Source organism: Kitasatospora sp. NBC_00240, assembly GCF_026342405.1.
GTDB lineage: Bacteria > Actinomycetota > Actinomycetes > Streptomycetales > Streptomycetaceae > Kitasatospora.
Map to the genome: position 1 here is coordinate 4,027,949 of NZ_JAPEMU010000001.1, position 25,006 is coordinate 4,052,954.

General features: G+C 72.6%; 21 protein-coding genes. 13 read left to right on the top strand and 8 right to left on the bottom strand.

Annotated elements, in window-relative coordinates:
• Positions 1 to 39 precede the first annotated feature (39 nt).
• Positions 40 to 1,113, bottom strand: a complete 1,074-nt coding sequence (gene dapE, locus OG689_RS16950; protein WP_266321318.1) for a succinyl-diaminopimelate desuccinylase — start codon at positions 1,111 to 1,113, stop codon at positions 40 to 42.
• A 138-nt stretch (positions 1,114 to 1,251) separates the two neighbouring features.
• Here dapE and OG689_RS16955 point away from each other — a divergent pair, with 138 nt between their 5' ends.
• Both OG689_RS16955 and OG689_RS16960 read left to right on the top strand, forming a co-directional pair.
• Positions 1,252 to 2,271 (top strand): hypothetical protein, encoded by a 1,020-nt coding sequence (locus OG689_RS16955; RefSeq protein WP_266321319.1) that lies wholly within the window; start codon positions 1,252 to 1,254, stop codon positions 2,269 to 2,271.
• Positions 2,272 to 2,623: 352 nt separating this feature from the next.
• Positions 2,624 to 3,364: a hypothetical protein gene (locus tag OG689_RS16960; RefSeq protein WP_266321320.1), complete on the top strand. Its 741-nt coding sequence runs from the start codon at positions 2,624 to 2,626 to the stop codon at positions 3,362 to 3,364.
• 112 nt (positions 3,365 to 3,476) lie between these two features.
• Here the strand turns inward: OG689_RS16960 and dapC are convergent, their stop codons facing one another.
• Together dapC and fdxA are read right to left on the bottom strand one after the other, a co-directional pair.
• Entirely contained in the window at positions 3,477 to 4,574 is a 1,098-nt protein-coding gene (dapC, locus tag OG689_RS16965) for a succinyldiaminopimelate transaminase (protein ID WP_266327214.1), read from the bottom strand.
• An 80-nt stretch (positions 4,575 to 4,654) separates the two neighbouring features.
• Positions 4,655 to 4,981: a ferredoxin gene (gene fdxA, locus OG689_RS16970; RefSeq protein ID WP_030061559.1), complete on the bottom strand. Its 327-nt coding sequence runs from the start codon at positions 4,979 to 4,981 to the stop codon at positions 4,655 to 4,657.
• A 262-nt stretch (positions 4,982 to 5,243) separates the two neighbouring features.
• On the opposite strand from fdxA, the gene OG689_RS16975 reads away from it, so the two are divergent.
• Together OG689_RS16975 and OG689_RS16980 are read left to right on the top strand one after the other, a co-directional pair.
• A complete protein-coding gene (locus OG689_RS16975; protein WP_323189303.1) occupies positions 5,244 to 6,149 on the top strand; it encodes a GNAT family N-acetyltransferase in 906 nt (301 codons plus the stop codon).
• A 39-nt stretch (positions 6,150 to 6,188) separates the two neighbouring features.
• Positions 6,189 to 7,067 carry a transglutaminase-like domain-containing protein gene (locus OG689_RS16980; protein WP_266321322.1) on the top strand — a complete coding sequence of 293 codons (879 nt, stop codon included), beginning with the start codon at positions 6,189 to 6,191 and terminating at the stop codon, positions 7,065 to 7,067.
• 360 nt (positions 7,068 to 7,427) lie between these two features.
• On the opposite strand, the gene OG689_RS16985 is transcribed toward OG689_RS16980, so the two are convergent.
• From OG689_RS16985 to OG689_RS17005, 5 genes are all read right to left on the bottom strand, one after another.
• Entirely contained in the window at positions 7,428 to 8,060 is a 633-nt protein-coding gene (locus OG689_RS16985) for a response regulator transcription factor (RefSeq protein ID WP_266321323.1), read from the bottom strand.
• A 57-nt stretch (positions 8,061 to 8,117) separates the two neighbouring features.
• A complete protein-coding gene (locus OG689_RS16990) occupies positions 8,118 to 9,365 on the bottom strand; it encodes a sensor histidine kinase (RefSeq protein WP_266321324.1) in 1,248 nt (415 codons plus the stop codon).
• An 8-nt stretch (positions 9,366 to 9,373) separates the two neighbouring features.
• Positions 9,374 to 10,096, bottom strand: coding sequence for an ABC transporter permease (locus OG689_RS16995; RefSeq protein WP_266321325.1), 723 nt, complete (start codon positions 10,094 to 10,096; stop codon positions 9,374 to 9,376).
• Positions 10,093 to 11,106 (bottom strand): ABC transporter ATP-binding protein, encoded by a 1,014-nt coding sequence (locus tag OG689_RS17000; RefSeq protein WP_266321326.1) that lies wholly within the window; start codon positions 11,104 to 11,106, stop codon positions 10,093 to 10,095. The genes OG689_RS16995 and OG689_RS17000 overlap by 4 nt, the downstream gene beginning before the upstream one ends.
• Before the next feature lie 161 nt (positions 11,107 to 11,267).
• Positions 11,268 to 13,421: an alpha/beta fold hydrolase gene (locus OG689_RS17005; RefSeq protein ID WP_266321328.1), complete on the bottom strand. Its 2,154-nt coding sequence runs from the start codon at positions 13,419 to 13,421 to the stop codon at positions 11,268 to 11,270.
• A 317-nt stretch (positions 13,422 to 13,738) separates the two neighbouring features.
• On the opposite strand from OG689_RS17005, the gene OG689_RS17010 reads away from it, so the two are divergent.
• The 9 genes from OG689_RS17010 to OG689_RS17050 all read left to right on the top strand — a co-directional run bounded on the left by OG689_RS17010 (position 13,739) and on the right by OG689_RS17050 (position 24,944).
• A complete protein-coding gene (locus OG689_RS17010; protein ID WP_073926270.1) occupies positions 13,739 to 13,933 on the top strand; it encodes a DUF2304 family protein in 195 nt (64 codons plus the stop codon).
• A gap of 47 nt (positions 13,934 to 13,980) precedes the next feature.
• Positions 13,981 to 14,928: an N-acetyl-1-D-myo-inositol-2-amino-2-deoxy-alpha-D-glucopyranoside deacetylase gene (gene mshB, locus OG689_RS17015; RefSeq protein WP_266321330.1), complete on the top strand. Its 948-nt coding sequence runs from the start codon at positions 13,981 to 13,983 to the stop codon at positions 14,926 to 14,928.
• Entirely contained in the window at positions 14,925 to 15,401 is a 477-nt protein-coding gene (locus OG689_RS17020) for a DUF6113 family protein (RefSeq protein WP_266321332.1), read from the top strand. Before mshB ends, OG689_RS17020 begins: the two co-directional genes overlap by 4 nt.
• Positions 15,402 to 15,752: 351 nt before the next feature.
• The gene (locus OG689_RS17025) at positions 15,753 to 18,128 is read left to right on the top strand and encodes a peptidoglycan binding domain-containing protein (RefSeq protein ID WP_266321333.1); all 2,376 of its coding nucleotides are present in this window, start codon (positions 15,753 to 15,755) and stop codon (positions 18,126 to 18,128) included.
• Between the two features lie 505 nt (positions 18,129 to 18,633).
• A complete protein-coding gene (locus OG689_RS17030) occupies positions 18,634 to 19,662 on the top strand; it encodes an ABC transporter permease (RefSeq protein ID WP_190209570.1) in 1,029 nt (342 codons plus the stop codon).
• A gap of 110 nt (positions 19,663 to 19,772) precedes the next feature.
• On the top strand, positions 19,773 to 21,545 hold the full coding sequence (locus OG689_RS17035; protein ID WP_266321334.1) for an ABC transporter substrate-binding protein: 1,773 nt from the start codon (positions 19,773 to 19,775) through the stop codon (positions 21,543 to 21,545).
• A gap of 175 nt (positions 21,546 to 21,720) precedes the next feature.
• Positions 21,721 to 22,701 (top strand): ABC transporter permease, encoded by a 981-nt coding sequence (locus tag OG689_RS17040; RefSeq protein ID WP_266321335.1) that lies wholly within the window; start codon positions 21,721 to 21,723, stop codon positions 22,699 to 22,701.
• 49 nt (positions 22,702 to 22,750) lie between these two features.
• Entirely contained in the window at positions 22,751 to 23,818 is a 1,068-nt protein-coding gene (locus OG689_RS17045; RefSeq protein WP_266321337.1) for an ABC transporter ATP-binding protein, read from the top strand.
• Between the two features lie 19 nt (positions 23,819 to 23,837).
• A complete protein-coding gene (locus OG689_RS17050; protein WP_266321339.1) occupies positions 23,838 to 24,944 on the top strand; it encodes a dipeptide ABC transporter ATP-binding protein in 1,107 nt (368 codons plus the stop codon).
• Positions 24,945 to 25,006: the final 62 nt, after the last annotated feature.

Sequence of the window (25,006 nt, forward strand, 5' to 3'; positions counted from 1 at the left end):
GGCCGGGGCCGGCGGCCGGACGCTCAGGTACTCGGGCGGTCAGGCGCTCAGCCAGGCGGCGAGCCGCGCCTCCACCTCCGCGATGGCGGTGAGCGAGCAGTGCTCCTCCCGCTTGTGGGCGAGGTTCGGGTCGCCGGGGCCGTAGTTGACGGCGGGGACGCCCAGGGCGCTGAAGCGGGCGACGTCGGTCCAGCCGAACTTGGCGCGGGCGGTGCCGCCGGTGGCGGCCAGGAAGGCCTGCGCGGCGGGCTGACCGAGGCCGGGCAGGGCGCCGGGCGCCGAGTCGGTCACGGTGACGTCGAAGCCGGCGAAGACCTCGCGCACGTGGGCCTCGGCGCCGGCCTCGTCGCGGTCCGGCGCGTAGCGGAAGTTGACGGTCACCACGCACTCGTCGGGGATGACGTTGCCGGCCACCCCGCCGTCGATCCGGACGGCGTTCAGGCCCTCGTGGTACTCCAGGCCGTCGATCTCCACCAGGCGCGGTTCGTACGCGGCGAGCCGGCCGAGCACCTCGGCGGCGTGGTGGATCGCGTTGTCGCCGAGCCAGCTGCGGGCGGCGTGGGCGCGGACGCCGGTGAGCCGGACCTGGACGCGCAGGGTGCCCTGGCAGCCGCCCTCGACCATGGCGCCGCTCGGCTCCAGCAGGACGGCGAAGTCGGCCGCCAGCCAGTCGGGCCGCTGGGCGGCGAGGTGTCCCAGGCCGTTGCGGGAGGCCTCGATCTCCTCGCAGTCGTAGAACACGAAGGTGAGGTCGCGGTTGGGCTCGGGCAGGGTGGCGGCCAGCCGCAGCTGGACGGCGACCCCGGACTTCATGTCGGACGTGCCGCAGCCGTAGAGGAGGTCGCCCTCCACCTGGCTGGGCAGGTTGTCGGCGATCGGCACGGTGTCCAGGTGTCCGGCGAGCAGCACCCGCTCGGCCCGGCCCAGGTTCGTCCGGGCGACGACGTTGTTGCCGTACCGGTCGACGGTCAGGTGCGGGTACTCCCGCAGCGCGGCCTCGACGGCGTCGGCGAGCGCCTGCTCGTCACCGCTGACGGACGGGAAGTCGACCAGCCGCGCGGTCAGCGTGCCGCCGTCGAGGGTGAGGTCCAGGGGCGTGTTCGGGCTGCTCATGGTCGACAAGCGTATCGGCGGCCCCCACCTGGGAGGCTGCCGCCCCGCCCGGGCCGGGCCGCGGGCGCAACCATGTACTACGCACACCCGTCCGAGTGGGTACGGTGTCGGGACGACCGACGGGCGAGAGGGGTGGCGGTGGCCAGGAAGACTGATGACGGGCAGAGCGGTGGCAGGGCTGCCCGCCGTCGAGGCGCGCCGCTGCTGAAGGTGCTGATCGCCCTGGTGGTGCTCGGCGCGATCGCGGCCGGGGCGCTCTACTGGCTGAACCACGGAAAGATCGTCGCCGAGGGCTGTTCGGTGAAGACCCCGGCCGGTGAGGGGACGCTGGAGATCCCGCAGGCCGCCAACGCCGCGACGATCACCGCGGTGGCGCACGCGCGCGGACTCCCGGACCGGGCGGTGACCATCGCGCTGGCGACCGCGATGCAGGAGTCCAAGATCCACAACCTGGCGGGCGGCGACCGCGACTCGGTCGGCCTGTTCCAGCAGCGGCCCTCCCAGGGCTGGGGGACGGTCGACCAGATCAGCGACCCGGTGTACGCCACCAACAAATTCCTGGACGGCCTGGTGAAGGTGCCCGGCTACACCCGCCTGCCGCTGACCGACGCGGCCCAGCAGGTCCAGAAGAGCGGGTACCCGCAGGCGTACGCCAAGCACGAGACCAAGGCGACGATGCTGGCCTCGGCGCTGACGGGCCGGGAGGCCGCCTCGGTGAACTGCGTGGTGCACGAGTTCGCGGAGCCGGAGACCCCCGCCCCGACGGTGGCCGCCGCCGGGGACGCCGCCTCCCCCGCCGCGCCCGCCGCCCCCGACCGGACCCAGCAGCTGACCGACCGGGTGCGCCGCGAGTTCGGCCGGACGGTGACCGCGGCCGGCGGCTACTCCTCCAGCATCAAGGGCGCGGAGAACGCGGTCGCGCTGACGCCCGAGCCCTCCGCCAGCACCGAGTCCGGCCCGGACGCGGCCCGGCAGAACGGCTGGGAGGTGGCGCACTGGGCGGTGACGCACGCCCAGCAGCTGGGCATCAGGACGGTCGCCTACGACGGGAAGATCTGGCGGATGGCCAAGTCCGCGGACGGCTGGAAGCCGCAGGCCTCGGGCACCTCGACCAGCCTGGTGCTGGTCTCGCTGGCCGCGAACACCGCGAAGAGCTGATCCCGCCCGGGACGGCCGGGACGGGGCGCGCGACGGGTTGACGCACGGGCGATCGAGCCCCCGCCGTCCGGGTGATTCCGGTCAACCCCGCAGATGGGGTACCACTCCTGCGGGCAGGCCCACCCGGGGGCGCGTCGGCGTCCGGACGACGGCCGACACAGCTGGCACGGCAAGGGAAGTGACGATTCTTCACCCGCCGCCACGGCAGGCGGAATGCCCCGAATGCCGGAATAGCGATGATGTGATCTTTAGTGACTCTTTGCATTGCGGCCCCGAAACCTTCTCGCTCCTCAAGCGGTAATCAGCACGTCCGCCCGGCGGACGGGATTCACCCACACCTCTTAGGAGCACCATGTCTCTCCCCCTCAAGCGCCGGATCGCCCAGGCCGCGCTGCTCGTCGCGGCCGGCGCCACCCCTCTGGTCGCTGCAGGGTCCGCATCCGCCGCCGCCGACCTGGTTCCGAGGACCGACCTGGGCGCGCCCCTGACGCAGCTGGCCTCGCCGGACGCGGGCTCCACCCTCCAGCACACCACCCACGAGCTCGGCCACGCCGCCGGCACCACCGGCGCCGCCACCGTCGCCGCGGGCGTGCCGGCCACCGCCGACGCCACCGGCAACATCGTCGCCGACACCCTGCCCGAGGCGAACGAGAAGACCGGCTCGCTGACCGCCCCGGTCGACAAGACCGCCGCCACCACCGGCGCCCTGTCCGGTGTGGCGAGCCAGGTCGCCCCCGCGCTGGCCGGCAAGCTCGGTCACGCCGCCACCGGCCGCAGCGCCGAGGCCCCGGTCGGCGGCCTCGGGCAGACCACCGCCGTGACCCAGAGCCTGCCCGGCGCCGGCGGCCTCGCCAACAGCGTCCCCGGCGCGGACACCCTCACCGGCGCGCTGCCCACCAGCTCCCTGCCCACCAGCGGCCTCACCAAGGCCCTGCCCGGCGCGGACCTGCTCGGCCTCGGCGAGCACGGCGCGGCCAACCGCCTCGGCGGTGTGCCGGACCTCGGCAGCAGCTCGCCGCTCGGCAGCCTGACCGGCGCGCTCGGCCCGGTCAGCGGCCTGCTCGGCGGCATCGGCGGCGGCGGCCTCGGCTGACCTGTCCGGTCGGTACGCACGGGGTGCACGACGCCCCGACAGCACGGCGAGGGGGCCGGGAGCGATCGCTCCCGGCCCCCTCGCCGTTGCATGTCCCGCCAGGACGACCGGGTCAGCCGCGCAGCCGCTCCACGGCCGCCGCCACCCGCTCGTCGGTCGCCGTGAACGCGACCCGGACGAACCGCTCGCCGGCCGGCCCGTAGAAGTCCCCGGGCGCCACCAGGACGCCCAGGGCGGCGAGCTCCGCCACCGTCTCCCAGCAGGGCCGGTCCTGGGTCGCCCACAGGTACAGGCTGGCCTCGGAGTGCTCGATCCGGAACCCGTACGCCTCCAGCGCCCCGCGCAGGGCCGCCCGGCGGGCCGCGTAGCGCCCGCGCTGCTCGGCCACGTGCGCGTCGTCGGCCAGCGCGGCCGCGGTGGCCGCCTGCACCGGCGCCGGCACGATCATGCCGCCGTGCTTGCGGATCTCCAGCAGCTCCCGCACCACCACCGGGTCGCCCGCCACGAAGGAGGCGCGGTAGCCGGCCAGGTTGGACCGCTTGGACAGCGAGTGCACGGTGAGCAGGCCCTCGTGCCCGTCGCCGCAGATCTCCGGGTGCAGCACGGAGACCGGCTCGGCCTCCCAGCCCAGCTCCAGGTAGCACTCGTCGCTGACCAGCAGCGCCCCGTGCTCCCGGGCCCAGGCCACTGCGGTGCGCAGCTCGTCCGCGCCGAGGACCCGGCCGGTCGGGTTGGACGGCGAGTTCAGCCAGAGCAGCCGGACCCTTGCCGGGTCCAGCTCGTCCACCGATTCGTACTCGACCGGCTCCGCGCCGCAGAGCCGGGCACCGACCTCGTACGTGGGGTAGGCCAGCCGCGGGTAGGCGACCTGGTCGCCGGGGCCGAGCCCGAGCTGGGTCGGCAGCCAGGCCACCAGCTCCTTGGAGCCGACGGTCGGCAGCACGGCCTGCGGGCCGATCTCGGCGCCGACCCGGCGGCGCAGCCAGCCGGCGATCGTCTCGCGCAGCTCCAGCGGGCCCCAGACGGTCGGATAGCCGGGCGTGTCGGAGGAGGCGGCCAGCGCCTTCTGGATCACCTCGGGGACCGGGTCCACCGGGGTGCCGACCGAGAAGTCGCAGATCCCGCCGGGGTGGGCGAGCGCGGTCTTCTTGTACGGCTCCAGCCGGTCCCAGGGGAACTCCGGCAGAAGGTCCGACAGCTTGTTCTTCATGAACGGGCGGCGCGCCGCCCCGGAGTGACCCGGGAGCGGCGCGCTCGTGTCGTTACTGCTCACAGCTCAGCTGCCACCGATCAGTGGTCGGCGTTCTGCGGCGGCAGAGCGGCGATGAACGGGTGGTCGCGCTCGATCAGGCCGAGCTTCGAAGCACCACCGGGCGAACCGAGGTCGTCGAAGAACTCGACGTTCGCCTTGTAGTAGTCCTTCCACTCCTCGGGAGTGTCGTCCTCGTAGAAAATCGCCTCGACCGGGCACACCGGCTCGCAGGCACCGCAGTCGACACACTCATCCGGGTGGATGTAGAGGGACCGCTCGCCCTCGTAGATGCAGTCGACCGGGCACTCTTCGATGCACGCCTTGTCCTTGACGTCGACACAAGGCTGCGCGATGACGTAGGTCACGCTGTCGTTCCTCCTCGGAAGGGCTGGCCGCCCCAAACTGTATTGCTCGCGTGCGCGGGTGAGCGCGTGTCGTCGATGCCCGCCCCTAGTATCGCGGGTCAGGGACCGCAAATGCACAGGAGGTGCCCAGATGGCGGGTGGAGGTTCGGCCGAAGGCCGGCCGGAGGTCCGGATAGACCGCTCTGACGTGGGACGACGCGTCTCGGCACGGCGCCTTTCGGAGTTCGTGGACGACAGGCCGGTGTTCCGCGATGTGATCGGTGTGCTCACATCCTGGGACGATGCCGGGCTCACCGTGACCCCTCGAAGCGGCGCGCCGGTCACCTTTCCGGAGAACGTCCTGGTCGCGGGCAAGACCGTACCGCCGTTCCCGGCCCGCCGCGCCCCGCTGCCCGCCGCCGGCCCCGTCGAACTGCAGCGGATCGCCGCCCGCGGCTGGCCCGCCGTCGAGCAGCAGCAGCTCGGCGAATGGACCCTGCGCGCCTCCGCCGGCTTCACCCGCCGGGCCAATTCCGTCCAGGCGCTCGGCGACCCCGGGCTGCCGCTGCCGCAGGCCCTGGAGGCCGTCCGGCGGTGGTACGACGAGCGCGGACTTCCCGCCTGGTTCGAGGTCACCACGCCCGGCTCCCCGGCGGACCTGACGACCGAGCTGGACCGGCTCGGCGCCGCGTACTCCCCCACCCTGGTGCGCACCGCACCGCTCGCCGCCCTTGCCCGCGCCGGCCGGGGATCCCCGGGAGCGCCCTCCACCGAAGGCTGGCGCAAGGTGCGGCTGTCGCGCACCGCCGGCCCGGACTGGATGTCGCTCTACCGCCGGGTGACCGGCGACCCCGCGGTCGAGGCGGCCGCCCGGCAGGTCGTCCACGGCGGTCCGTCCGTCTGGTTCGCGACCGTCCCCGGCCCCGGCGACACCCCGCTGGCCATCGGCCGCTGCGTGGTCGACGGCGACTGGGCCTGCTTCGGCGCCGTCGAGGTCGCCCCGCACGCCCGCAGGTCCGGGCTGGCCACCGCGCTGATGGCGGTGCTGGCCGCCCGCGCCGCGGAGGAGGGCGCCACCGGCGGGTACCTGCAGGTCGAGGCCGAGAACAGTGGTGCGATCACGCTCTATGACGGACTCGGCTTCACGACCAGTCACACTTACCACTACGCCCGCCTTCCCCAGCGGTAACCGTCAGCAGCCTTCACCACGAAAGCCGTCGCAGCCACCGTGACCGAGCAGAGCAGAGCACGCTTCCGAACCGCGGCCCGGGCCGAGCACCCCGACCCGGTGCTGCTCTGCCTGCTCGCCGCCGCCGAACACACCCTGGGCCCGCACCCGTTCAACCGGGACGCCGAGGAACCACCGACCCTGGACGCGCTGCTGGCGGCCTGCCAGGCCGCGATCGAGCGGCACGCCGCCGCGGTACGCCAGGCGGTCGCCGAACGGGCGCCGGGCACCCCGGAGGCCACGGCGGCACTGCTCGCCGCCGTGCTCGGCGGGCGGGAGCGGTTCCACGGCCGGCAGTCCGACTACCGCCGACTGGAGTCCTCGCTGCTGCCCGAGGTGCTGCGGCGCCGGCGCGGACTGCCGATCATGCTGGCGCTGGTGTGGAGCGCGGTCGCCGCCCGGGCCGGCCTGACCGTCCACGGCGTCGCGCTGCCCGGCCACTTCATCGTCGCCGTCGGCGGCCCGGCGGGCGGCGAGGACTATGTGCTGGCCGACCCGTTCCACGGCGGCCGACTGCTCGACCTGGACGACGCGGCCCGGCTGGCGCACCGCGCCGGGCACGCCTTCTCCCCCGAACTCCTCACCCCCGCGCAGCCGCTGGACATCGTCCTGCGGGTGCTCGGCAACATCCGGAACTGGGCCGCGGACCGCCCCGAGCACGCCCGCACCCAGCTGTGGGCCACCGAACTCTCGCTGCTGCTCCCCCGCCATCCGGCCCAGTTGCGACTGGAACGCGCCGAACTGCTCGTCCGTACCGGCGACTTCCTGGCCGGGGCGGCCGAGATGGACTCCTACGCGCAGATCCTGGACGCCTTCGACCCGGACACCGCCACCCGGGTCCGCCAGGACGCCCGGGCGGCCCGGCACAGGTTGAATTAGGCTCGGCTCGCCTCCGGGGCGCTTCGATCCGGTGCCGACGGTCGTCGCTTCGTCGGTCGCTCCGCTCCCTCCCGCGCTCCTCCCTTACGGCACCGGCGCGCCCCTTCGGGTCGCTCGCGGGCCTGCCCTCCCGCAGGTCACAAACCTGCGGGGTGACCCGAACGTGGGGCCGGCCCCCCGCAGGTCACAAACCTGCGGGGTCGCCCTTGCACGGGGTGCGGACACCGGCACCGGCGCGCCCCTTCGGCTCGCTCGCGGCCGTGGCCTCCCGCCGGTCAACGATCTGCGGGGTGACCCGAACGCGGGGCCGGCCTCCCGCAGGTCACCGTTTGCGGGTCGGGGTGTTCGGCCCGGGTGGGGTCAGAGCCAGCCCTTCTCCCGGGCGATGCGGACTGCCTCCGCGCGGTTGCGGGCGTCGGTCTTCTGGATCGCCATCGAGAGGTAGTTGCGGACCGTCCCCTCCGACAGGTGCAGGCGGCCGGCGATCTCGGCGTTCACCGCGCCGTCCGCGGCGGCGGCGAGGACGTCCCGCTCCCGGACGGTGAGCGGGTTGGCGCCCTCGGCCAGGGCGGCAGCGGCCAGGGCCGGGTCGATCACCCGCTCGCCGCGCAGCACCCGGCGGATCGCCTCGGCGAGCTCGGCGGCCGGGGCGTCCTTCACCAGGAAGGCGTCGGCGCCGGCCTCCATCGCGCGGCGCAGGTAGCCCGGGCGGCCGAAGGTGGTCGCGATCACGATCTTCGTCTGCGGGCGCCGGGCGCGCAGCAGCGCCGCCGCCTCGATGCCGGTCATGCCCGGCATCTCGATGTCCAGCACGGCGACCTGCACCTCGTGCGCGACCGCCGCGTCCACCACCTCGTCGCCGCGCGCGACCTGCGCGACGACGTCGATGTCCCCCTCCAGTCCGAGCAGTGCGGCCAGCGCCTCCCGGACCATCCCCTGGTCCTCGGCGAGGAGCACGCGCACGGACTGCCCGCCGGTCTGATTCTCACTCATGCGACGACCTTAGACCGGTCGGTGCCGGCTGCCGTGGGCGAGCTGCGCCCTGGCCCCTCAGGCCGGCGGCGCAGGCTCGGAGACCGTCCGCAGCGGCACCAGCGCCCGCAGCCGGAAGCCCTGTCCGCGGGCGCCCGGGCCGGTCTCCAGCCGCCCGCCGACCAGCGCGAGCCGCTCCTCCAGGCCGGAAAGGCCGTTCCCCGGGCCGGACTTGCCGGGCCCACGACCGTTGTCGGTGATCTCCAGGACGGCGTAGCGCTCGCCGTCGCCCTCCCAGGTCCGGTCCGCGCTGACCGTGCAGACGGTGGCGCCCTCGCCGTGCCGCACCACGTTGGTGACGGCTTCGCGCAGGGCCCAGGCCAGCACCCCGGACTCCTCCGGGCCCAGTCCCGGCCAGCCGTCGAGCACCGAGGGGGCGGCCTCCAGGGTGACCTGGGCGGCGGCCAACGCCGTCCGGGCGGCCGCCAGTTCGACCGGCAGGGTGGGCCGGCGGAAGCCGCTGACCGCCTCCCGGACGTCCACCAGGGACTGCCGGGCCACCGACTCGATGTCGGCCACCTGCGCCCGCGCCGCCTCCTGCTTGTCCTGGTCCATGAAGCGGCCGGCCAGTTCGCTCTTGAGCGTGATCAGCGACAGCGAGTGGCCCAGCAGGTCGTGCAGGTCACGGGCCAGGCGCAGCCGCTCCTCCGAGGCCGCCAGGTGCGCGACGGCGGCCCGGGCCTCGCGCAGCTCCTGCATGGTGGCGATCAGCCGCTGCAGGCCGGTCATCGCGAGGCCGCCGAGGAAGCAGGGCAGGATGATCGCGACCAGGGTGTCCGGGTCGGCCCGGGTGAGCAGGGCGACGACGAGCGCCAGCACCGTGGTTGCGCCCACCCCGCGCAGGCCGAGCCGCGGCGGCAGCACCACCGCGACGCAGACCGAGGCGTAGGTGAACAGGGTCAGCCAGGCCTCGCCGAGTCCGACGGAGGTGGCCACGGCCAGCACCAGCATCGCCGCCACGAACGGGTACTTGCCACGCCAGCCGTCCGGCCTGGTCGAGCGGAAGGCCACCAGGGCGAGGTAGGCGGCCAGGAAGACCGCGAGTGCCACCCAGCCCGCGACGGTGGCCGCCGTACCGTGCGTGCCGCCGGTCAAGTCCTTGACCGGGTACACCAGGTAGACCATCCAGAGCGACATCCAGGCCAGCTTGACCACGAGTTGGCGCCGGTTCTGCACGGCGGCGCCGGGGAGGTTGCCGTAGGAGGCGTGCCCCTGGTCGCCCTGGTCGCGGTCGTCGGGGTGGCGGGCCGGGAGCGAGGTGGACATGAGCGCCATCATGCCTGCTTGGCGTCCTGGCGGTACAGGTAGGCCGCCGCTGCCACGAAGAGCGCGAGGAAGCCCGCCAGCCCGGCCACCGCCACCGTGTCCAGCGCGTGGCCGGGCTGGGTGAAGGACGCCAACTGGTTGTACAGGTAGACCGGGTTGAAGCGGGCGAAGGTCTTCAGCGACTCGCTCACCGGGAACCAGGTGCCGCCGAACAGCGCCATCAGCATGTAGACGATCATCACCATCGGCTGCACCGCGTCCGGCTGCGCGGCGTACCCGAGGGCCACGCCGAGGGCGGCGAAGACGAAGCTGCCGAGCCACAGTGCCAGGCCGAGCCCGAGCCACTGCGCGGCGCCCAGCCGGACGCCCTCGACGGCGCCGATCGCGAACACCACCGCGATGGCCGGCAGCGTGGTGACCGCGCAGGCGGCGATCTTGCCGACGGTGTACGCCCGCCCGGGCAGGGCGGTCAGCCGCAGCTGCCGGGTCCAGCCGCTCTTGCGCTCCAGCGAGATCCGCTGAGCGCTGCCGGTGAGCACCGCGCCGACGGCGCCGAAGGTGGCCATCGACACCATGAAGTACGACTTGGCGGGTATCCCGCCGGCGATGTTGCCGCCGCTGTAGGCGCTGATGAAGAAGACGTAGAGCAGGGCCGGGTAGAGCACCGTGAACATCAGGTACCGCTTGTTGCGCAGCGTGCGCAGGATCTCCAGCTGGATCAGGGTGGTCATCGCACGCTCTCCTTCACGGTCTCGGTGGTCCCGGCGCCCCAGGCGTCGTCGGTGTCCTCGGCGTCCTCGGTGTCCTGGGCACCGGTGATGGTCAGGAAGGCCTGCTCCAGCCCCAGGCCGGTGACCTCCAGGCCGCGCGGGAACAGGCCGGCCCGGTAGAGGGCGGCGACGTCCGCGTCGGCGTCGGTGCTGCGGATCCGGACGGTCCGGACGCCCTCGATCCGGGCGGTGACGTCCAGCGCCACCATCCCGGGCAGCGCGCGCAGCGACTGCTCGTCGAAGGGGCCGTCGGCGGTGTGCAGTTCGAAGCTGATCCGGCGGGCGCCCGCCTTGGCCTTGATCTCGGCGGAGGTGCCGTCGGCGATCAGCCGCCCCCGGTGCAGCACGAGCACCCGGTCGGCGACCGTGTCCGCCTCCTCCAGGTAGTGGGTGGCGAAGAGCACCGTCCGCCCGGCGTCGGCCTGGGCCCGCATGCTGGCCCAGAAGGCCTGCCGGACGGAGACGTCCATGCCGGTGGTGGGCTCGTCCAGCACGATCAGGTCGGCGGCGCCGGCGATCGCGAGGGCGAAGCGCACCCGCTGCTCCTGGCCGCCGGAGAGCTTGTCGACCTTGCGCTCGGCGATCTCGGTGATCCCGGCGTCGCGCAGCACCTCCTCGACGCCGCGCCCGCGCGGGTGGACGGCGCAGGCGAACTTCACCAGCTCGCGCACCTTGACGTCGCTCATCAGGCCGCCGCTCTGCAGCATCGCGCCGACCCGGCCGGCCTGCACGGCCGCCCGCGGGGTGCCGCCGAACAGCGAGACGCTGCCCCGGTCGGGTTCGCGCAGGCCGAGCAGCAGGTCGAGGCTGCTGGACTTGCCGGCCCCGTTCGGGCCGAGCAGCGCCACCGTCTCGCCGGGGCGCAGCACCAGGTCGAGGCCGTTCACCGCCCTGACCCGGCCGTAGCTCTTGCTGACCTGCCGGAAGGCGGCGACCTCACCGCCCCCGTTCAGTTCCGTCCCGCTGCTCATCCGTCCGGTCCTCTCCTGGCGGGCCGCCCCTCGGCCCCACACCGGCAAGAGTCCCGCTCAGGGGGTGCACGGCGGCAGTGTGCGCCGTCGTGTCCTCGGTATGACGGATGTCATGGCCCGTGATGGCGGGCGGTGCCGCCCGCCACCCGGGAAGTGTCCGGTCAGCCCGCCAGCGCGCGCCTGATGAAGTCGACCTGGAGCAGCAGCAGGTTCTCCGCGACCTCCTCCTGCGGGGTCATGTGGGTGACTCCGGAGAGCGGCAGCACGGTGTGCGGGCGGCCGGCCGCGAGCAGCGCGGAGGAGAGCCGCAGGGTGTGCGCGGCCACCACGTTGTCGTCCGCCAGCCCGTGGATCATCATCAGCGGCCGCTCCAGGCCGGCCGCGTGGCCGGTCAGCGAGTTCGCCTCGTACACCTCGGGGCGCTCGGCGGGGTGGCCGAGGTAGCGCTCGGTGTAGTGGGTGTCGTAGAGCTCCCAGTCGGCGACGGGGGCCCCGGCGACGGCCGCGTGGAAGACGTCCGGGCGGCGCAGCACGGCGAGTGCGGCCAGGTAGCCGCCGTAGGACCAGCCCCGGATCGCGACCCGGCCGAGGTCCAGCGGGAACTCCTCGGCGAGCGCCGCCAGGGCGTCGACCTGGTCGTCCAGGGTGGCGCCGGCGAAGTCGAAGGCGATCGACTTCTCCCACTGGGGGCTGCGCCCGGGGGTGCCGCGCCCGTCGGCGACGATCACGGCGAAGCCCTGGTCGGCGAACCACTGGGAGTTCAGGTGCGGGTTGTGGGCCTGGACGACGCGCTGCCCGTGCGGGCCGCCGTACGGGTCCATCAGGACGGGCAGCAGGCCGTCCCGTTCGCGGTCGTAGCCGGTGGGCAGGAAGACGGCGGCCGGGATGCGCCGCTCGCCCGCGAAGCGGAACACCGGGCGGGCGGTGATCACCGGGGTCTCGGCGTACGAGTCGATGACGGCGATCTCGTCGACCACGACGCCCTCGGGCAGGTCGCGGCCGACCTGGACGACGGCGCCGGGGCGGCCGTGCTCGGCGGTCGAGCGGACGGTGACGCCGGCCGCGTGCACCGCGGTGGTGACGGAGGTGAACGGCTCGCCGTTGGCCGACTCCCAGGAGAGCCGCTTGCCGTCCTGCGAGATCCGGCCCACCGCGACCCAGCCGGGCTCGGGGTCGGTCTCGGCGGCGCCGCCGGAGGCGGTGAAGAACACCTCCTCCTCGGTGATCGCGAGGACCGAGCGGACGTGCAGGTCCGGACCGGTGACGGTGTGGTCGCCGACCACCAGCGCCCGGGCGCCGCCCTCGTCGGTGATCCGGACCAGCTTCCCGTCCGGGGTCCAGGCCGGTACGCCGCCGAAGGCCTCCAGCCAGGCCTCGTCCTGCTCGGCGTGCAGCGTGGTGGTGGCGCCGGTCTCGACGTCGACGCCGAGGATCTGCTGGCTGCGCTGGTCCCGGGCCTGGACGAGGAGCAGCGGCGGCCCGCCTGCCGACCAGTGCACCCGCGCCAGGTAGGGGAAGGCCTCCTGGTCCCAGTCGACCTCGACCCGGGTGCCGTCGAGGCCGAGCACCCAGAGGCCGACCTCGGCGTTGTCGGTGCCGGCCGCCGGGTAGGCGATCTCGGCCGGTGCGCTGGCCGGGTTGGCCGGGTCCGCGATCCACCAGCGCGCCACGGGGCTGTCGTCGGCCCGCTCGACCAGCAGCCGGTCGCTCTCCGGCGACCACCAGTAGCCGCGGTCCCGGCTCATCTCCTCCTGGGCGATGAACTCGGCCTGGCCCCAGGTCAGGCCGGGGCCGTCGGGCTGGGCGAAGGCCCAGTCGGCGCTGCCGTCGGTCCGGGTCAGCCGCAGCTCGCCGCCGGTGGTGGCGTACGCGACGTAGGCGCCGTCGGGCGAGGGACGGGGGTCGAGCAGCGGGCCCTCGGCGGGCAGTTCGCGGGCGCTGCCGGTGCTGAGGTCGGTGACGAACAGCCGTCCGGAGAGGGCGAAGGCGGCGAGCCGGCCGGCGCCGTCCAGGGCGTAGCCGACGATGCCGGCGGAGCCTTCGCGGCTGCGCTCGCGGCGGGCCCGCTCGGCCGGGGAGAGGTCCTCCTCGCCGCCGCCGAGCAGGGCGACGGGGTCGGCGGCGATCTGCTCCCGGCCGGTGGCGGTGTCGAGGGTCCAGAGCAGGTTCGCCCGGTCGCTGCCCGACCGGGAGCGCAGGAAGACGACCCTGGAGCCGTCGGGTGCGACGGCGAAGGACCGGGGGGCTCCGACGGTGTAGCGCAGGGTCCGCGCGTACTGCCGGGGGAAGGTGTCCGCAGGGGTATCGGAGGTCATGGCACCAGACCCTACGACCTTCCGGCGCCGCCGCCCGGCTCATTGTGATCACTCGTTCGGCGCATCGCCGTGAAGAAGCCCCGGAGGGCGCCCGCACCCCTTCCCACCGGCCCGTGCGCCCCGCTGGAGCCCCTGTGCCCCGGGTGATGTCGACTCACGGTGCGTAACGCGGTGCTCACCCGTCGGGTATGACTTGATCCATCGAGTGATCGTCAGGCCCCGTCCCGGGCCCGGCCCACCCGATCCGCTTGTCCCGCACGGTCCCGACCGCCACCCTCCCCCAGGTGTGGCGCACCCGAGAAGGGGTGTGAGCCGTCATGGCTTTGTCCATCTCCGCCGTCATGCTGATGCTGGTCATCGTGGTGGTGCTGATCCGCCGGTCCAATCTGAAGCTGGCGCACGCGATCATCTGCGCACTGCTCGGCTTCTATCTGGCGTCCAGTTCGATCGCGCCCTCGATCAGTGAGGTCACCAGCAATCTCGCCGGGATGATCAACGGCCTGAAGCTCTGACCGTGCCCCGCCCGGCGCCGGGCCGGGCGGTGGTTAGGCTGCTCCCCATGACCGCGAATCCCGGCCGCCGCCTGCTCCTGGTGCACGCCCACCCCGACGACGAGTCGATCGGCAACGGCGCGACGATGGCACGCTATGCCGCCGAGGGCGCCCGGGTCACCCTGGTGACCTGCACCCTCGGCGAGGGCGGCGAGGTGATCCCGCCCGAACTGGCCCGTCTGACGGCGGACCAGGAGGACGCCCTCGGCCCGTACCGGATCGGCGAGCTGGCCCACGCGATGCGTGCGTCCGGCGTCGCCGATTTCCGCTTCCTCGGCGGCGAGGGGCGCTACCGCGACTCAGGGATGATGGGCGTGCCCGACAACGACGTCCCGAACTGCTTCTGGCGGGCCGACCTCGACGAGGCCGCCGGGTACCTGGTGGCGGTGGTCCGCGAGGTCCGGCCGCAGGTGCTGGTGACCTACGACGAGAACGGCGGTTACGGGCACCCCGACCACATCCAGGCGCACCGGGTGGCGATGCGGGCGTACGAGCTGGCCGCCGACCCGCTGTTCCGCCCCGAGCTCGGCCCGGCCTGGCGGATCGCCAAGGTGTACTGGAACCGGATGCCGCGGTCGGTCCTGGAGCGCGGCCTGGCCGAGACGGCGGCGAAGGCGCCCTTCCCCGGTGTGGCGCGGCCCTCCGACGTACCCGGCGTGGTGGACGACGAGCTGGTCACCACGGTGCTGGACGGCGCGGGGTACGCCGACCGGAAGGCGGCGGCGATGGCCGCGCACGCCACCCAGATCACCGTCGCGGGGGAGTTCTTCGCGCTGAGCAACGACCTGGGCCAGCCGCTGATCGCGGCCGAGTACTACCAGTTGGTCCGCGGCGAGGCCGGCCCCGGCCGGCCGGAGACCGATCTCTTCGCGGGCCTGGACACCGACGCCGGCGACGACGCCCCCGGCTCGGACTCCCGCTCCACCGCCCCCGTCACCGAGGAGACCGCCCGATGATCGAGCGCGCCCCGGCCCCGGCCCCCGCCGCCACCCCCCGCCGCCCCTCGCTGCCGGCCCGGCTGCTCGGCACCCGGGCCGAGCGGCTGGCCGAGTCGCAGCCTCCGACGGCCGGCCGGGTCGTCGCGTACGTCCTGCTGTTCGTGCTCGGCGCACTGGTCTCGCTCTGCGGAAGCTTCGTGCAGACCTTGTGGACGCCCGTCGGCCTGCTGCTGGCCCTGGCCGCCACCGGCGCGGTGTTCTACGGCGGCCTGCGGGTGACCGGTACCAAGCTCGGCGCGGGCATGCCGCTGGCCGGCTGGTTCCTCGCCCTGATGGTGCTGATGGTGCCTCGCCCCGAGGGCGACTACGTGCTCTGGCCGAGCCTCTCCTCGTACGCCTACCTGTTCGCGGGCTCGGTCCTCGGGGTGATCTGCGCCACCCTGCCCACCCGGTCGGGGGGCTTTCTCGGGGTGCCGGGACCACGCCGCTGACCTCTGCCGGGGCCCGCCGGTAGCGTGTCCGTACACGATCCTCACGACGAGCAGTCAGGACCGCGCGACCGTAGTCTCATACCGGAGGAACCGGACGTATCAGGTTCTATCCGAAGCAGTTCGCCGCTCAGTTCTTCCCAGTATGGTGGTGCCGCAACAAGCCGCCCCCGCCCCCGACCACTGCCGGGCGGGACCGGCGGGAGAGAATCAGCCAAGACGAAAGAAGCTGGTGTCGGAGGGGACGTTGTCCCGGTCCATCGCCCGGTGGCATCCGCCGGACGGACGGACGGGCACCCCACAACCCGCGGTCGCGCCCCACGGCAGCGACCGCGAACCCGGAGCAGAGCAGCATTGAGCAGCCGCGAATCTGACAACGCCTACCCGACGCCCCGGCGCACGGGACCGGACGCCTACCCTTCGGGCACCCCGCCGTACGGCACGCCTGGCCTGCCGGGCGGCGCCGACCGGACGGGCCCGGGCCAGTCCGACACGGCCGGATCAAAGCCGGCCGAGGGCGGCGGCGACGCCCCGAAGACCGAGACGACGCTGACCACCCGGGTCCGGATCAACATCCCCGGCTCGCGCCCGATCCCGCCGGTGGTGGTCCGTAGCGCAGTCAAGAACGAGGACGCGCCGGAGGCGGCGCCCGCCGAGGCCCCCGAGCCGCCCGGGCCCCGGCACCGCTCGGCCGCCCCCTCCTCCCCCGTGCTCGGGGTGATGGACGGCAGCGCCAGGACGGCCACCCCGCCGAACCTCCCGCCCGAGTGGCAGACCGGCGAGCCGGCCGGCCAGTCGGAGGCGGAGTCGACCGGCGAGTGGTTCCGGCCCCGGCAGAAGAGGGGCGCCGCCGACCCGGCCCCCGCCCCGGTCACCGCCGGCGCCCCCGCGGCCGCCCCCGGCCGGCCCGCGGAACCCCGCGCCACCGAGCCCGGCCGCCCGAACGGTCCCCGATCCGACGCGGGCCGCCCGGGCGCCCCCCGCGGCGAGTCCGGACGCTCCGGCCCCGGCCGGGGCGAGCCGGGCCGCCCGAACGGCCAGCGCCCGACCCCGGGCCCGCCGCCCACCGGCGCACCCGCCTCGCCGTTCGCGAACACGGCCGGCCCGGACGGCGCCGGCAACCCGTTCGACGACGGCATGCCCGCCGATCCCTTCGCCGCGGACCCGTTCGCCACCGACCCCTTCGCCACCGACCCGTTCGCGGGCGGACAGGGGGCCCCCGGCGCGACGGACCCCTTCGGGCCCGGCGCCGGCGACCCGATGCCGAACCGGCCGCGCCCGCAGGACACCGGCCGGCAGCAGGGCGGGCCGGCCGGCCGGCCCGCGCAGGAGGACACCGCGATCGGCGGCTTCGAGCCGATCCGCGACGAGGCCCCGCCCGCCGCCATACCCGGCCTGCCGCAGTCCGGCCTGCCCCGCTCCGGCCCGTACACCCCGGCCCCGGGCGGCATGGGCGCCGACCCGTTCGCCGCCGGCCACCAGGGAGCCGGAGCGGACCCGTTCGCCACCGCCGCTCCCAACGGCCGCTTCCCCGGCGGTCCCGCCGGGGCCCCGGACCCGTTCGCCCCGGCCGCGCCGGGCCGCCCGTTCGACCAGGGCGCGGCGTTCGGCTCCGAGCAGCCCTTCCCGGCGGGCGCCCCGTACGCGGACGGCTCCGGCCGCCCCGGCCCCGGTGCCCCCGCCGGCGGCCGCCCGGCGCCGACCCCGGCCGCCCCCGCCGGCGAGAAGCCGGCCGACAAGGCCACCGACAAGCCCGCGCCCAAGGCCGCACCGCCCAAGCGCCGCGGCAAGGCCTCGAAGCTGGTCGTGTACGGCATCGGCTTCCTGCTCTTCGCCGGCGCCGCCGCGTACGGCACCGGACTGATGCTCAACCAGGCGGACGTGCCCAAGGGCACCGTGGTGCTCGGCACCGACATCGGCGGCAGCAGCCGTGACCAGGCGATCCACCAGCTGGAGGACACCGTCGGCAAGGCCGGCCAGCAGCCGGTCAAGCTGAAGATCGGTGAGCAGACGCTCGACCTCGACCCGACCGCCGCCGGGCTGAGCTTCGACACCACCGGCACGGTGGACGGGCTGACCCAGCACAGCTACAGCCCGGTCGACGTGATCAACTCGCTGAAGGGCGGCGAAAAGGCCGTCCCGCCGCTGGTCAAGGTCGACCGCGCCAAGCTCAAGGCCGCGCTGGACGCGCTGGCCGCCAGCTCCGGCCAGGGGCTGCAGGAGGGCTACGTCAAGTTCACCGAGGCCGGCGAGGTCGTCGTGGTGCCCGGCAAGGCCGGTCAGGCCGTGGACTCCACCACGGCCGTCGACCAGGTCGAGCAGGCCTACCGGGACCGCGCCGCGGGCAAGCCGGAGACCCCGATCAACCTGACGGTCGCCGCCGCGCAGCCGAAGATCTCCCCGCAGGCGCTGCAGGCCGCCGCCGACAGCCTGGGCAAGTCCGTGCTGAACGGCCTCGTGCACGTCACGGCGGGTACCAAGAAGTTCGACTTCGGCAAGGCGACGGCCGCCAAGGCGCTCACGCTGGCCCCGGACGCCTCCGGCAACATCGTGCCCAAGTGGGACTACGACCAGCTGGGCGGCGCGATCGGCGGCATCTTCGACAAGCTGAAGGCCCGCAAGGCCGGCGCCCTGGCGCCGATCACCGCGCAGGACGTGGCGGACGGCATCACCTCCGTCCTGGACAAGACGGGCGACAAGGACCGCACCTTCAAGTTCACCACTACCTGACGTATCGTCATGCACAGTGAGAGCCGGGGCCCCGATCGGGGCCCCGGCTCCTCGCTTTGGCGCGCCGCGGCTACGCAGTGACACCATTTCGCTCACCCAGTGTCATGGTGGCGGCCGATAAGGCGTGCACTTACCGCCAGTGGCGGGAATTCGCCAGGAGCGTCCGATAAACGGACGGATGAGTACGTCCCGGTACGTCCGAAAAGTCCGAGGTATTCACTGTACTTCAGCTGTTATTCAGCCACCGTCACACTGTCCGCACAGCGCTTAACCGCGCCCGCGTTACGGATGTGTGAACAGCTATTGTCCATATTTGCCCCTGTACGCCCGCGCGCCGGACATGGCGTCAAGTCCCCTTTGACAACGACCTGATGGATCTTGCAGGACGAAGTGGAAATGTCGCTTCCGTGAACTTCCGACCCCTTGACGTTCGATAAACGGCTTGCCAGAGTCCGTTCAACCAACTTCTTGCGGCCGCTACATCCCGGGCGGGAGCTCCACCACCATGACCAACCCCACTAAGGCGTCGGCCGAGTCCGAGACAGTCGTCTCGCCGGCCACCCCTGATGCCGCCGGCGCCGCGCCGGCGAAGGCGTTCCAGGGGCTCTCGCCCCGCACCATCGCCTGGCGCCGGTTCCGGCGCGACCGCACCGGTGTGATCTCCGCCCTCGTCGTGCTGTTCTTCGTCCTGGTCGCGCTCACCGCACCGCTGATCTCCGCGATCTACGGCAAGGACCCGTACACGCTGTACGGCCAGGACCAGAGCGGCCTGCTCAACGACTACGGCTTCCCGATCGCGCCCAACGGCGGCATGAGCGGCGAGTACTGGTTCGGCCTGGAGCCCTCGCTCGGCCGCGACGTCTTCACCCAGCTGGTGTACGGCATCCGCACCTCGCTGCTGATCGCCCTCGCCGCGACCGTGCTGAGCACCGCCATCGGCGCCGCGATCGGTGTCGCGGCCGGCTACCTGGGCGGCAAGTTCGACTACCTCGTGGGCCGGACCATCGACGTGCTGATGTCCTTCCCGTCCACCCTGTTCTTCATCGCCTTCATGCCGGTGGTGTTCGCGGCCTTCTACCGCCCGGACGAGAGCATCCCCTCCTGGGCCCGGGCCTTCGTCCTGGTCGTCGTGCTGGTGGTGTTCGGCTGGGCGGGCCTGGCCCGGCTGCTGCGCGGCTCGGTGCTCTCGCTGCGCGAGCGGGAGTTCGTCGAGGCCGCCAAGGTCACCGGCGCCTCCCCGATGCGGATCATCTTCAAGGAGATCATGCCGAACCTGGGGACCCCGATCCTCATCCAGGCGACGCTCTCCCTGCCCGCCCTCGTCACCGCCGAGGCCGCCCTGTCCTTCCTCGGCGTCGGCATCATCGAGCCGACCCCGGACTGGGGCCGCATGATCCAGCGCGGCACCGAGATCTACGGCGACGACATCACCTATCTGATCTTCCCCGGCCTCTCGATGGTGATCTTCGTGCTCGCCTTCAACCTGCTCGGGGACTCGGTCCGGGACGCACTCGACCCGAAGACCAAGCGCTGACGCACCGTCGCCAAGGCGCCGCACACCCTCACATCGATCATTCAGCGCAGGCTTCGGCAGTCCGCCGTGCCTCCGTGCCCACCAGCCGGTTACCGAACAGGCAGGACGACATGATTTCTCGCAAGACCCTCCGGGCCGCGGCCGCGGTACTCGCCGTCGGCACCCTCACCCTCACGGCCTGCAGCAGCGGCGGCGGCGGTGGCTCGAAGAGCGCCGACTCCGGCAAGAAGGGGCAGCTCTCCGACAAGGCCCAGGTCAGCGTCGGCACCGCAGCCGACTCGCAGGGTCCGGCGAAGGCCGTCGAGGGCGCCAAGGCCGGCGGCACGGTCAAGGACATCGAGCGCGACGACTTCGAGCACCTCGACCCGGCCCAGGTGTACAGCAACACCGGCTCGAACTTCTCCCAGCTGATCACCCGCGGCCTGACCGGCTACAAGCAGGAGGGCAGCAAGGTCACGCTGGTCGGCGACCTGGCCACCGACGCGGGCACCCCCTCCGACGGCGGCAAGACCTGGACCTTCACCCTGAAGGACGGCGTCAAGTGGGAGAACGGCGAGGCCATCACCTCCGCCGACGTCAAGCACAGCATGGAGCGCACCTTCGCCCCGTTCATCACCCAGGGCGCGACCTACGTCCAGCAGTGGCTGACCGACCAGGACTACCGCAAGGCCTACGAGGGCCCCTACGGCGGCAAGCACCTGGACAACGTCATCGCGCAGGACCCGAAGACCATCGTCTTCAAGTTCGCGAAGCCGCACGCCGACTTCAACTACGCGCTGGCCATGACCACCTACGGTGTCGTCTCCGAGAAGGGTGACACCAAGGAGGAGTACGACAAGAAGCCGCTCTCCAGCGGCCCGTACAAGATCGTCGAGCGGGTCACCGACAAGACCCTGACGCTGGAGCGCAACACCAACTGGGACGCGAAGACGGACCCGATCCGCAACGCCTACCCGGACAAGTGGAACTTCGAGTTCGGCTTCCAGGCGATCCCGGCCACCGACAAGCTGCTCGCCGCCGACAAGGGCGAGGACCAGACGACCATGTCGTTCTACGCCAGCGTCGCCGGCGACCGCCTGCAGAAGGTCCTGAACGACCCGACCCTGAAGGACCGCCTGGTCAAGGGCAACAGCCCGTACGCCGACTACTACTGGATCAACAACAAGCGGATCACCAACCAGAAGGTCCGCGAGGCGCTCGTCCAGGCCTGGCCGCTGGCGCAGATCCGCCAGACCGAGGGCGGCCCGGACACCGGTGACTTCGCGCGCTCGCTGCTGAACCCGACCGTCGCCGGCTACCAGGAGAGCGACGTCTGGGGCAAGATCGCCAAGCCCGAGGGCGACCCGGAGAAGTCGAAGGCCCTCCTCAAGGAGGCCGGCGCCGAGAACCAGAAGATCGTCTACGCGTACAACAACACGCCGAAGCAGCAGCAGGTCTCGGTCGTCATCGAGGCGGCGCTGAAGAAGTCCGGCTTCGACGTCGTCATGAAGCCGATCGACACCAAGACCTGGTACGACGAGATCGGCAAGGTCGACAAGGAGATCGACGTCTTCTGGGGCGGCTGGGGCGCCGACTGGCCGACCGGTGCCACCGTCCTGCCGGTGCTGTTCGACGGTCGCACGATCGCCGACGGTGCCAACAACTACTCGAACTTCAACGACCCCGAGGTCAACGCCGAGATCGACCGGATCATGGCCCTCTCCGACTCGGCCGAGCAGAACAAGGCCTGGGGCGCGCTGGACAAGAAGATCCTGGAGAAGGCTCCGGCCATCCCCGGCATCATCAACAAGTTCTACATGCTGCACGGCACCAAGATCGGCGGCACGGAGTACGACCCGCTGGGCCAGATCATCAGCCCGAACAAGGTCTTCGTGAAGCAGTAGTCCCCCCGCACCACCGGTAGTACCAGGTGTCCGCCGCCCCGACCGGGCGGCGGACACCGCCGCCACCCGACCGGACCCGACCGGATGGCGCCCCGTACCCAGCCACCCCAGCTGCCGGCCGCCGACCGCCCCTGCTCAGCCCGGCTGTGACACCCGATCAGGAGATCCCGCTCCCATGTTCCGCTTCCTTGTGCGCCGGATGCTAGGTGCGGGCGCGATCCTATTGATCATCAGCGCCATCACCTTCTGCCTCTTCTACGCCGTACCGGCCGACCCGGCCCGGTCGTTCTGCGGCAAGATCTGCTCCCCCACGGACCTGGAGACCGTCCGGACCAACCTGGGGATGCACGAGGCGCTGCCGCTGCAGTACTGGCACTGGTTCGTGGCACTGTTCGTCGGCCGCACCTACCCCGCCTGGGGCGACTGCGCGGCCCCCTGCCTCGGGTACTCGTTCGCCAACCACGAGCCCGTCCTCGCGACCATCCTGGACCGCTTCCCCACCACCATCTCGCTGACCCTCGGCGCGGCCGTGGTCTTCCTGGTGCTGGGCGTCGGCGCCGGCATGCTCGCCGCGCACAAGCAGGGCAGCCTCCTCGACAAGTCGGCCAGCGCCATCTCGCTGACCTTCTCCTCGATGCAGATCTACTTCATCGGCACCCTGGCGATGTACTTCCTCGTCCGCCAGACCGGTCTCCTGCCCGAGCCCCACGACGGCTCCATCACCGAGGACCCGGCGGCCTGGTTCAGCGGCCTGCTGCTCCCGTGGATCGTGCTCGCCCTGATCTTCACCGCGAACTACACCCGGATGACGCGCTCGTCGATGATCGAGCAGCTCTCCGAGGACCACGTCCGCACCGCCCGCGCCAAGGGCATGCCCGGCCGGACCGTCTTCATGCGGTACGCCTGGCGCGGCTCGCTCGGCCAGATCATCACCATCCTGGGCATCGACCTCGGCTCGCTGCTCGGTGGCGCGATCATCACCGAGACCACCTTCAACCTGCACGGCATCGGCCGGCTGTCCATCGACGCGGTGGTCGACAACGACCTGCCGATGCTGATGGCCGTGGTGCTGGTCGCCGCAGGTCTGATCGTCCTCTTCAACATCGTCGTGGACGCCGCGTACGCCCTCATCGACCCCCGAATCCGACTGGCATGAGCACCGTGAACCCCGCCGCGCGCCGCACGACCCACCGAGGAGTCCGCCCGTGACCACCCAGGCCCAGCCCCAGGCCTCGACCGACCGGAGCGAGTCCGGGCCGTTCCTCTCCGTCGACGACCTCCAGGTGCGCTTCAGGACCGAGGACGGCGTCGTCAAGGCGGTCGACGGCCTCTCCTTCGATCTGGAGAAGGGCTCCACCCTCGGCATCGTCGGCGAGTCCGGCTCCGGCAAGTCGGTGACCAACCTGGCCATCCTCGGGCTGCACCACCGCAAGGCCACCGAGATCACCGGGTCCATCAAGCTGGACGGTGAGGAGCTGGTCGGCCGCACCGACCGCGAGCTGGAGCACCTGCGCGGCAAGAAGATGGCCATGATCTTCCAGGATCCGCTGACCGCCCTCTCGCCGTACTACACGATCGGCCGCCAGATCGGCGAGACGTACAGCAAGCACACCGGCGCGAGCAAGAAGGAGGCCCGCGTGCGGGCCGTCGAGATGCTCACCCGGGTCGGCATCCCGCAGCCCAACATGCGGGTCGACGACTACCCGCACCAGTTCTCCGGCGGTATGCGCCAGCGCGCGATGATCGCCATGTCGCTGGTCTGCGACCCCGACCTGCTGATCGCCGACGAGCCGACCACCGCTTTGGACGTCACCGTCCAGGCGCAGATCCTCGACCTGCTGAAGGACCTCCAGCAGGAGCTCGGCACCGCGATCATCATGATCACCCACGACCTCGGCGTGATCGCCCGCACCGCGCACGACGTGATGGTGATGTACGCCGGCCGGGCCGTGGAGCGCGGCACGGTCCGCGAGGTCCTCAAGGCCCCCCAGCACCCCTACACCTGGGGCCTGCTGTCCTCGATGCCCAGCCTCGGCGGCCCGCTGGACGTACCGCTCCGCCCGGTGCGCGGCACCCCGCCGAGCCTGATCAACATGCCCAAGGGCTGCCCCTTCAACCCGCGTTGCGACCACCAGGAGCAGGCCGTCGGCGGGAAGTGCTCCACCGAGCGCCCGCTGCTGACGCCCGCCACCGGGCACGCCACGGCCTGCCACCTCACCCTGGAGCGGCAGCAGGACATCTTCATCAACCAGATCCAGCCGCGGCTCGGCTGAACGGGACGGGCAAGAGACCATGAGCGACCAACTGACCCTCGGCAAGCCCGAAGGCTCCCCCGCCGGCCCGGCCGGTGAGCCGCTGCTGCAGATGACCGGTCTGCAGAAGCACTTCCCCGTCAACGGCGGGTTCATCTTCAAGCGCCGGATCGGCTCGGTGCACGCGGTCGACGGCGTCGACCTGACGGTGCACGCCAACGAGTCGGTCGGCCTGGTCGGCGAGTCCGGCTGCGGCAAGTCCACCACCGGCCGCCTGGTCACCCGGCTGCTGGAGCCGACCGGCGGCTCGATCCGGTACGCCGGCCAGGACATCACCCACGCCTCCCGCAAGGCCCTGGCGCCGGTCCGGTCCGAGATCCAGATGATCTTCCAGGACCCGTACTCCTCGCTGAACCCCCGGCACACCGTCGGCGCCATCATCGGCGCCCCGATGGAGATCAACGGCATCAAGCCGGCCGGCGGCATCCAGCGCCGGGTCCAGGAGCTGCTGGAGACGGTCGGCCTCAACCCGGAGCACTACAACCGGTTTCCGCACGAGTTCTCCGGCGGCCAGCGCCAGCGCATCGGCGTCGCCCGCGCGCTCTCGCTGAGCCCCAAGCTGATCGTCGCCGACGAGCCGGTCTCCGCGCTGGACGTGTCGATCCAGGCCCAGGTGGTCAACCTGCTGCAGCAGCTGCAGAAGGACCTCGGCATCGCGTTCCTGTTCATCGCGCACGACCTCTCGATCGTCCGGCACTTCTCGCAGCGGGTCGCGGTGATGTACCTCGGCAAGATCGTCGAGATCGCCGACCGCAAGTCGCTGTACGAGAGCCCCCGGCACCCGTACACCCACGCGCTGCTCTCGGCCGTCCCCGAGGCCGACCCGGACGACCACCGCGAGCGGATCCGGCTGACCGGCGACGTGCCCTCGCCGATCAACCCGCCGTCCGGCTGCCGCTTCCGCACCCGCTGCTGGAAGGCCCAGGACAAGTGCGCCACCGAGGAGCCGCCGCTGGTGCAGCTCTCCGGCAGCCTGGACAGCCACCTGACGGCCTGCCACTTCCCGGAGGGCCCCAGCACCGCCGAGGTGTCCGCGAAGGCCGCCACGGACCTCCTGCCGGGCCAGCGCGAGGGCGGGCTGGTCTGACCCGACGGCGCCGGCCGGCACACGTACGACCTGAACCGAGGCCCGGGGGTTGTCCCCCGGGC

What these genes read in the sequence shown, in the direction of transcription:
- dapE (WP_266321318.1), bottom strand. Translation starts at nt 1,113, where the DNA reads ATGAGCAGCCCGAACACGCCCCTGGACCTCACCCTCGACGGCGGCACG.
- OG689_RS16960 (WP_266321320.1), top strand. Translation starts at nt 2,624, where the DNA reads ATGTCTCTCCCCCTCAAGCGCCGGATCGCCCAGGCCGCGCTGCTCGTC.
- dapC (WP_266327214.1), bottom strand. Translation starts at nt 4,574, where the DNA reads ATGAAGAACAAGCTGTCGGACCTTCTGCCGGAGTTCCCCTGGGACCGG.
- OG689_RS16985 (WP_266321323.1), bottom strand. Translation starts at nt 8,060, where the DNA reads ATGAGTGAGAATCAGACCGGCGGGCAGTCCGTGCGCGTGCTCCTCGCC.
- OG689_RS16990 (WP_266321324.1), bottom strand. Translation starts at nt 9,365, where the DNA reads ATGTCCACCTCGCTCCCGGCCCGCCACCCCGACGACCGCGACCAGGGC.
- OG689_RS16995 (WP_266321325.1), bottom strand. Translation starts at nt 10,096, where the DNA reads ATGACCACCCTGATCCAGCTGGAGATCCTGCGCACGCTGCGCAACAAG.
- OG689_RS17000 (WP_266321326.1), bottom strand. Translation starts at nt 11,106, where the DNA reads ATGAGCAGCGGGACGGAACTGAACGGGGGCGGTGAGGTCGCCGCCTTC.
- OG689_RS17005 (WP_266321328.1), bottom strand. Translation starts at nt 13,421, where the DNA reads ATGACCTCCGATACCCCTGCGGACACCTTCCCCCGGCAGTACGCGCGG.
- OG689_RS17010 (WP_073926270.1), top strand. Translation starts at nt 13,739, where the DNA reads ATGGCTTTGTCCATCTCCGCCGTCATGCTGATGCTGGTCATCGTGGTG.
- mshB (WP_266321330.1), top strand. Translation starts at nt 13,981, where the DNA reads ATGACCGCGAATCCCGGCCGCCGCCTGCTCCTGGTGCACGCCCACCCC.
- OG689_RS17020 (WP_266321332.1), top strand. Translation starts at nt 14,925, where the DNA reads ATGATCGAGCGCGCCCCGGCCCCGGCCCCCGCCGCCACCCCCCGCCGC.
- OG689_RS17030 (WP_190209570.1), top strand. Translation starts at nt 18,634, where the DNA reads ATGACCAACCCCACTAAGGCGTCGGCCGAGTCCGAGACAGTCGTCTCG.
- OG689_RS17035 (WP_266321334.1), top strand. Translation starts at nt 19,773, where the DNA reads ATGATTTCTCGCAAGACCCTCCGGGCCGCGGCCGCGGTACTCGCCGTC.
- OG689_RS17040 (WP_266321335.1), top strand. Translation starts at nt 21,721, where the DNA reads ATGTTCCGCTTCCTTGTGCGCCGGATGCTAGGTGCGGGCGCGATCCTA.
- OG689_RS17050 (WP_266321339.1), top strand. Translation starts at nt 23,838, where the DNA reads ATGAGCGACCAACTGACCCTCGGCAAGCCCGAAGGCTCCCCCGCCGGC.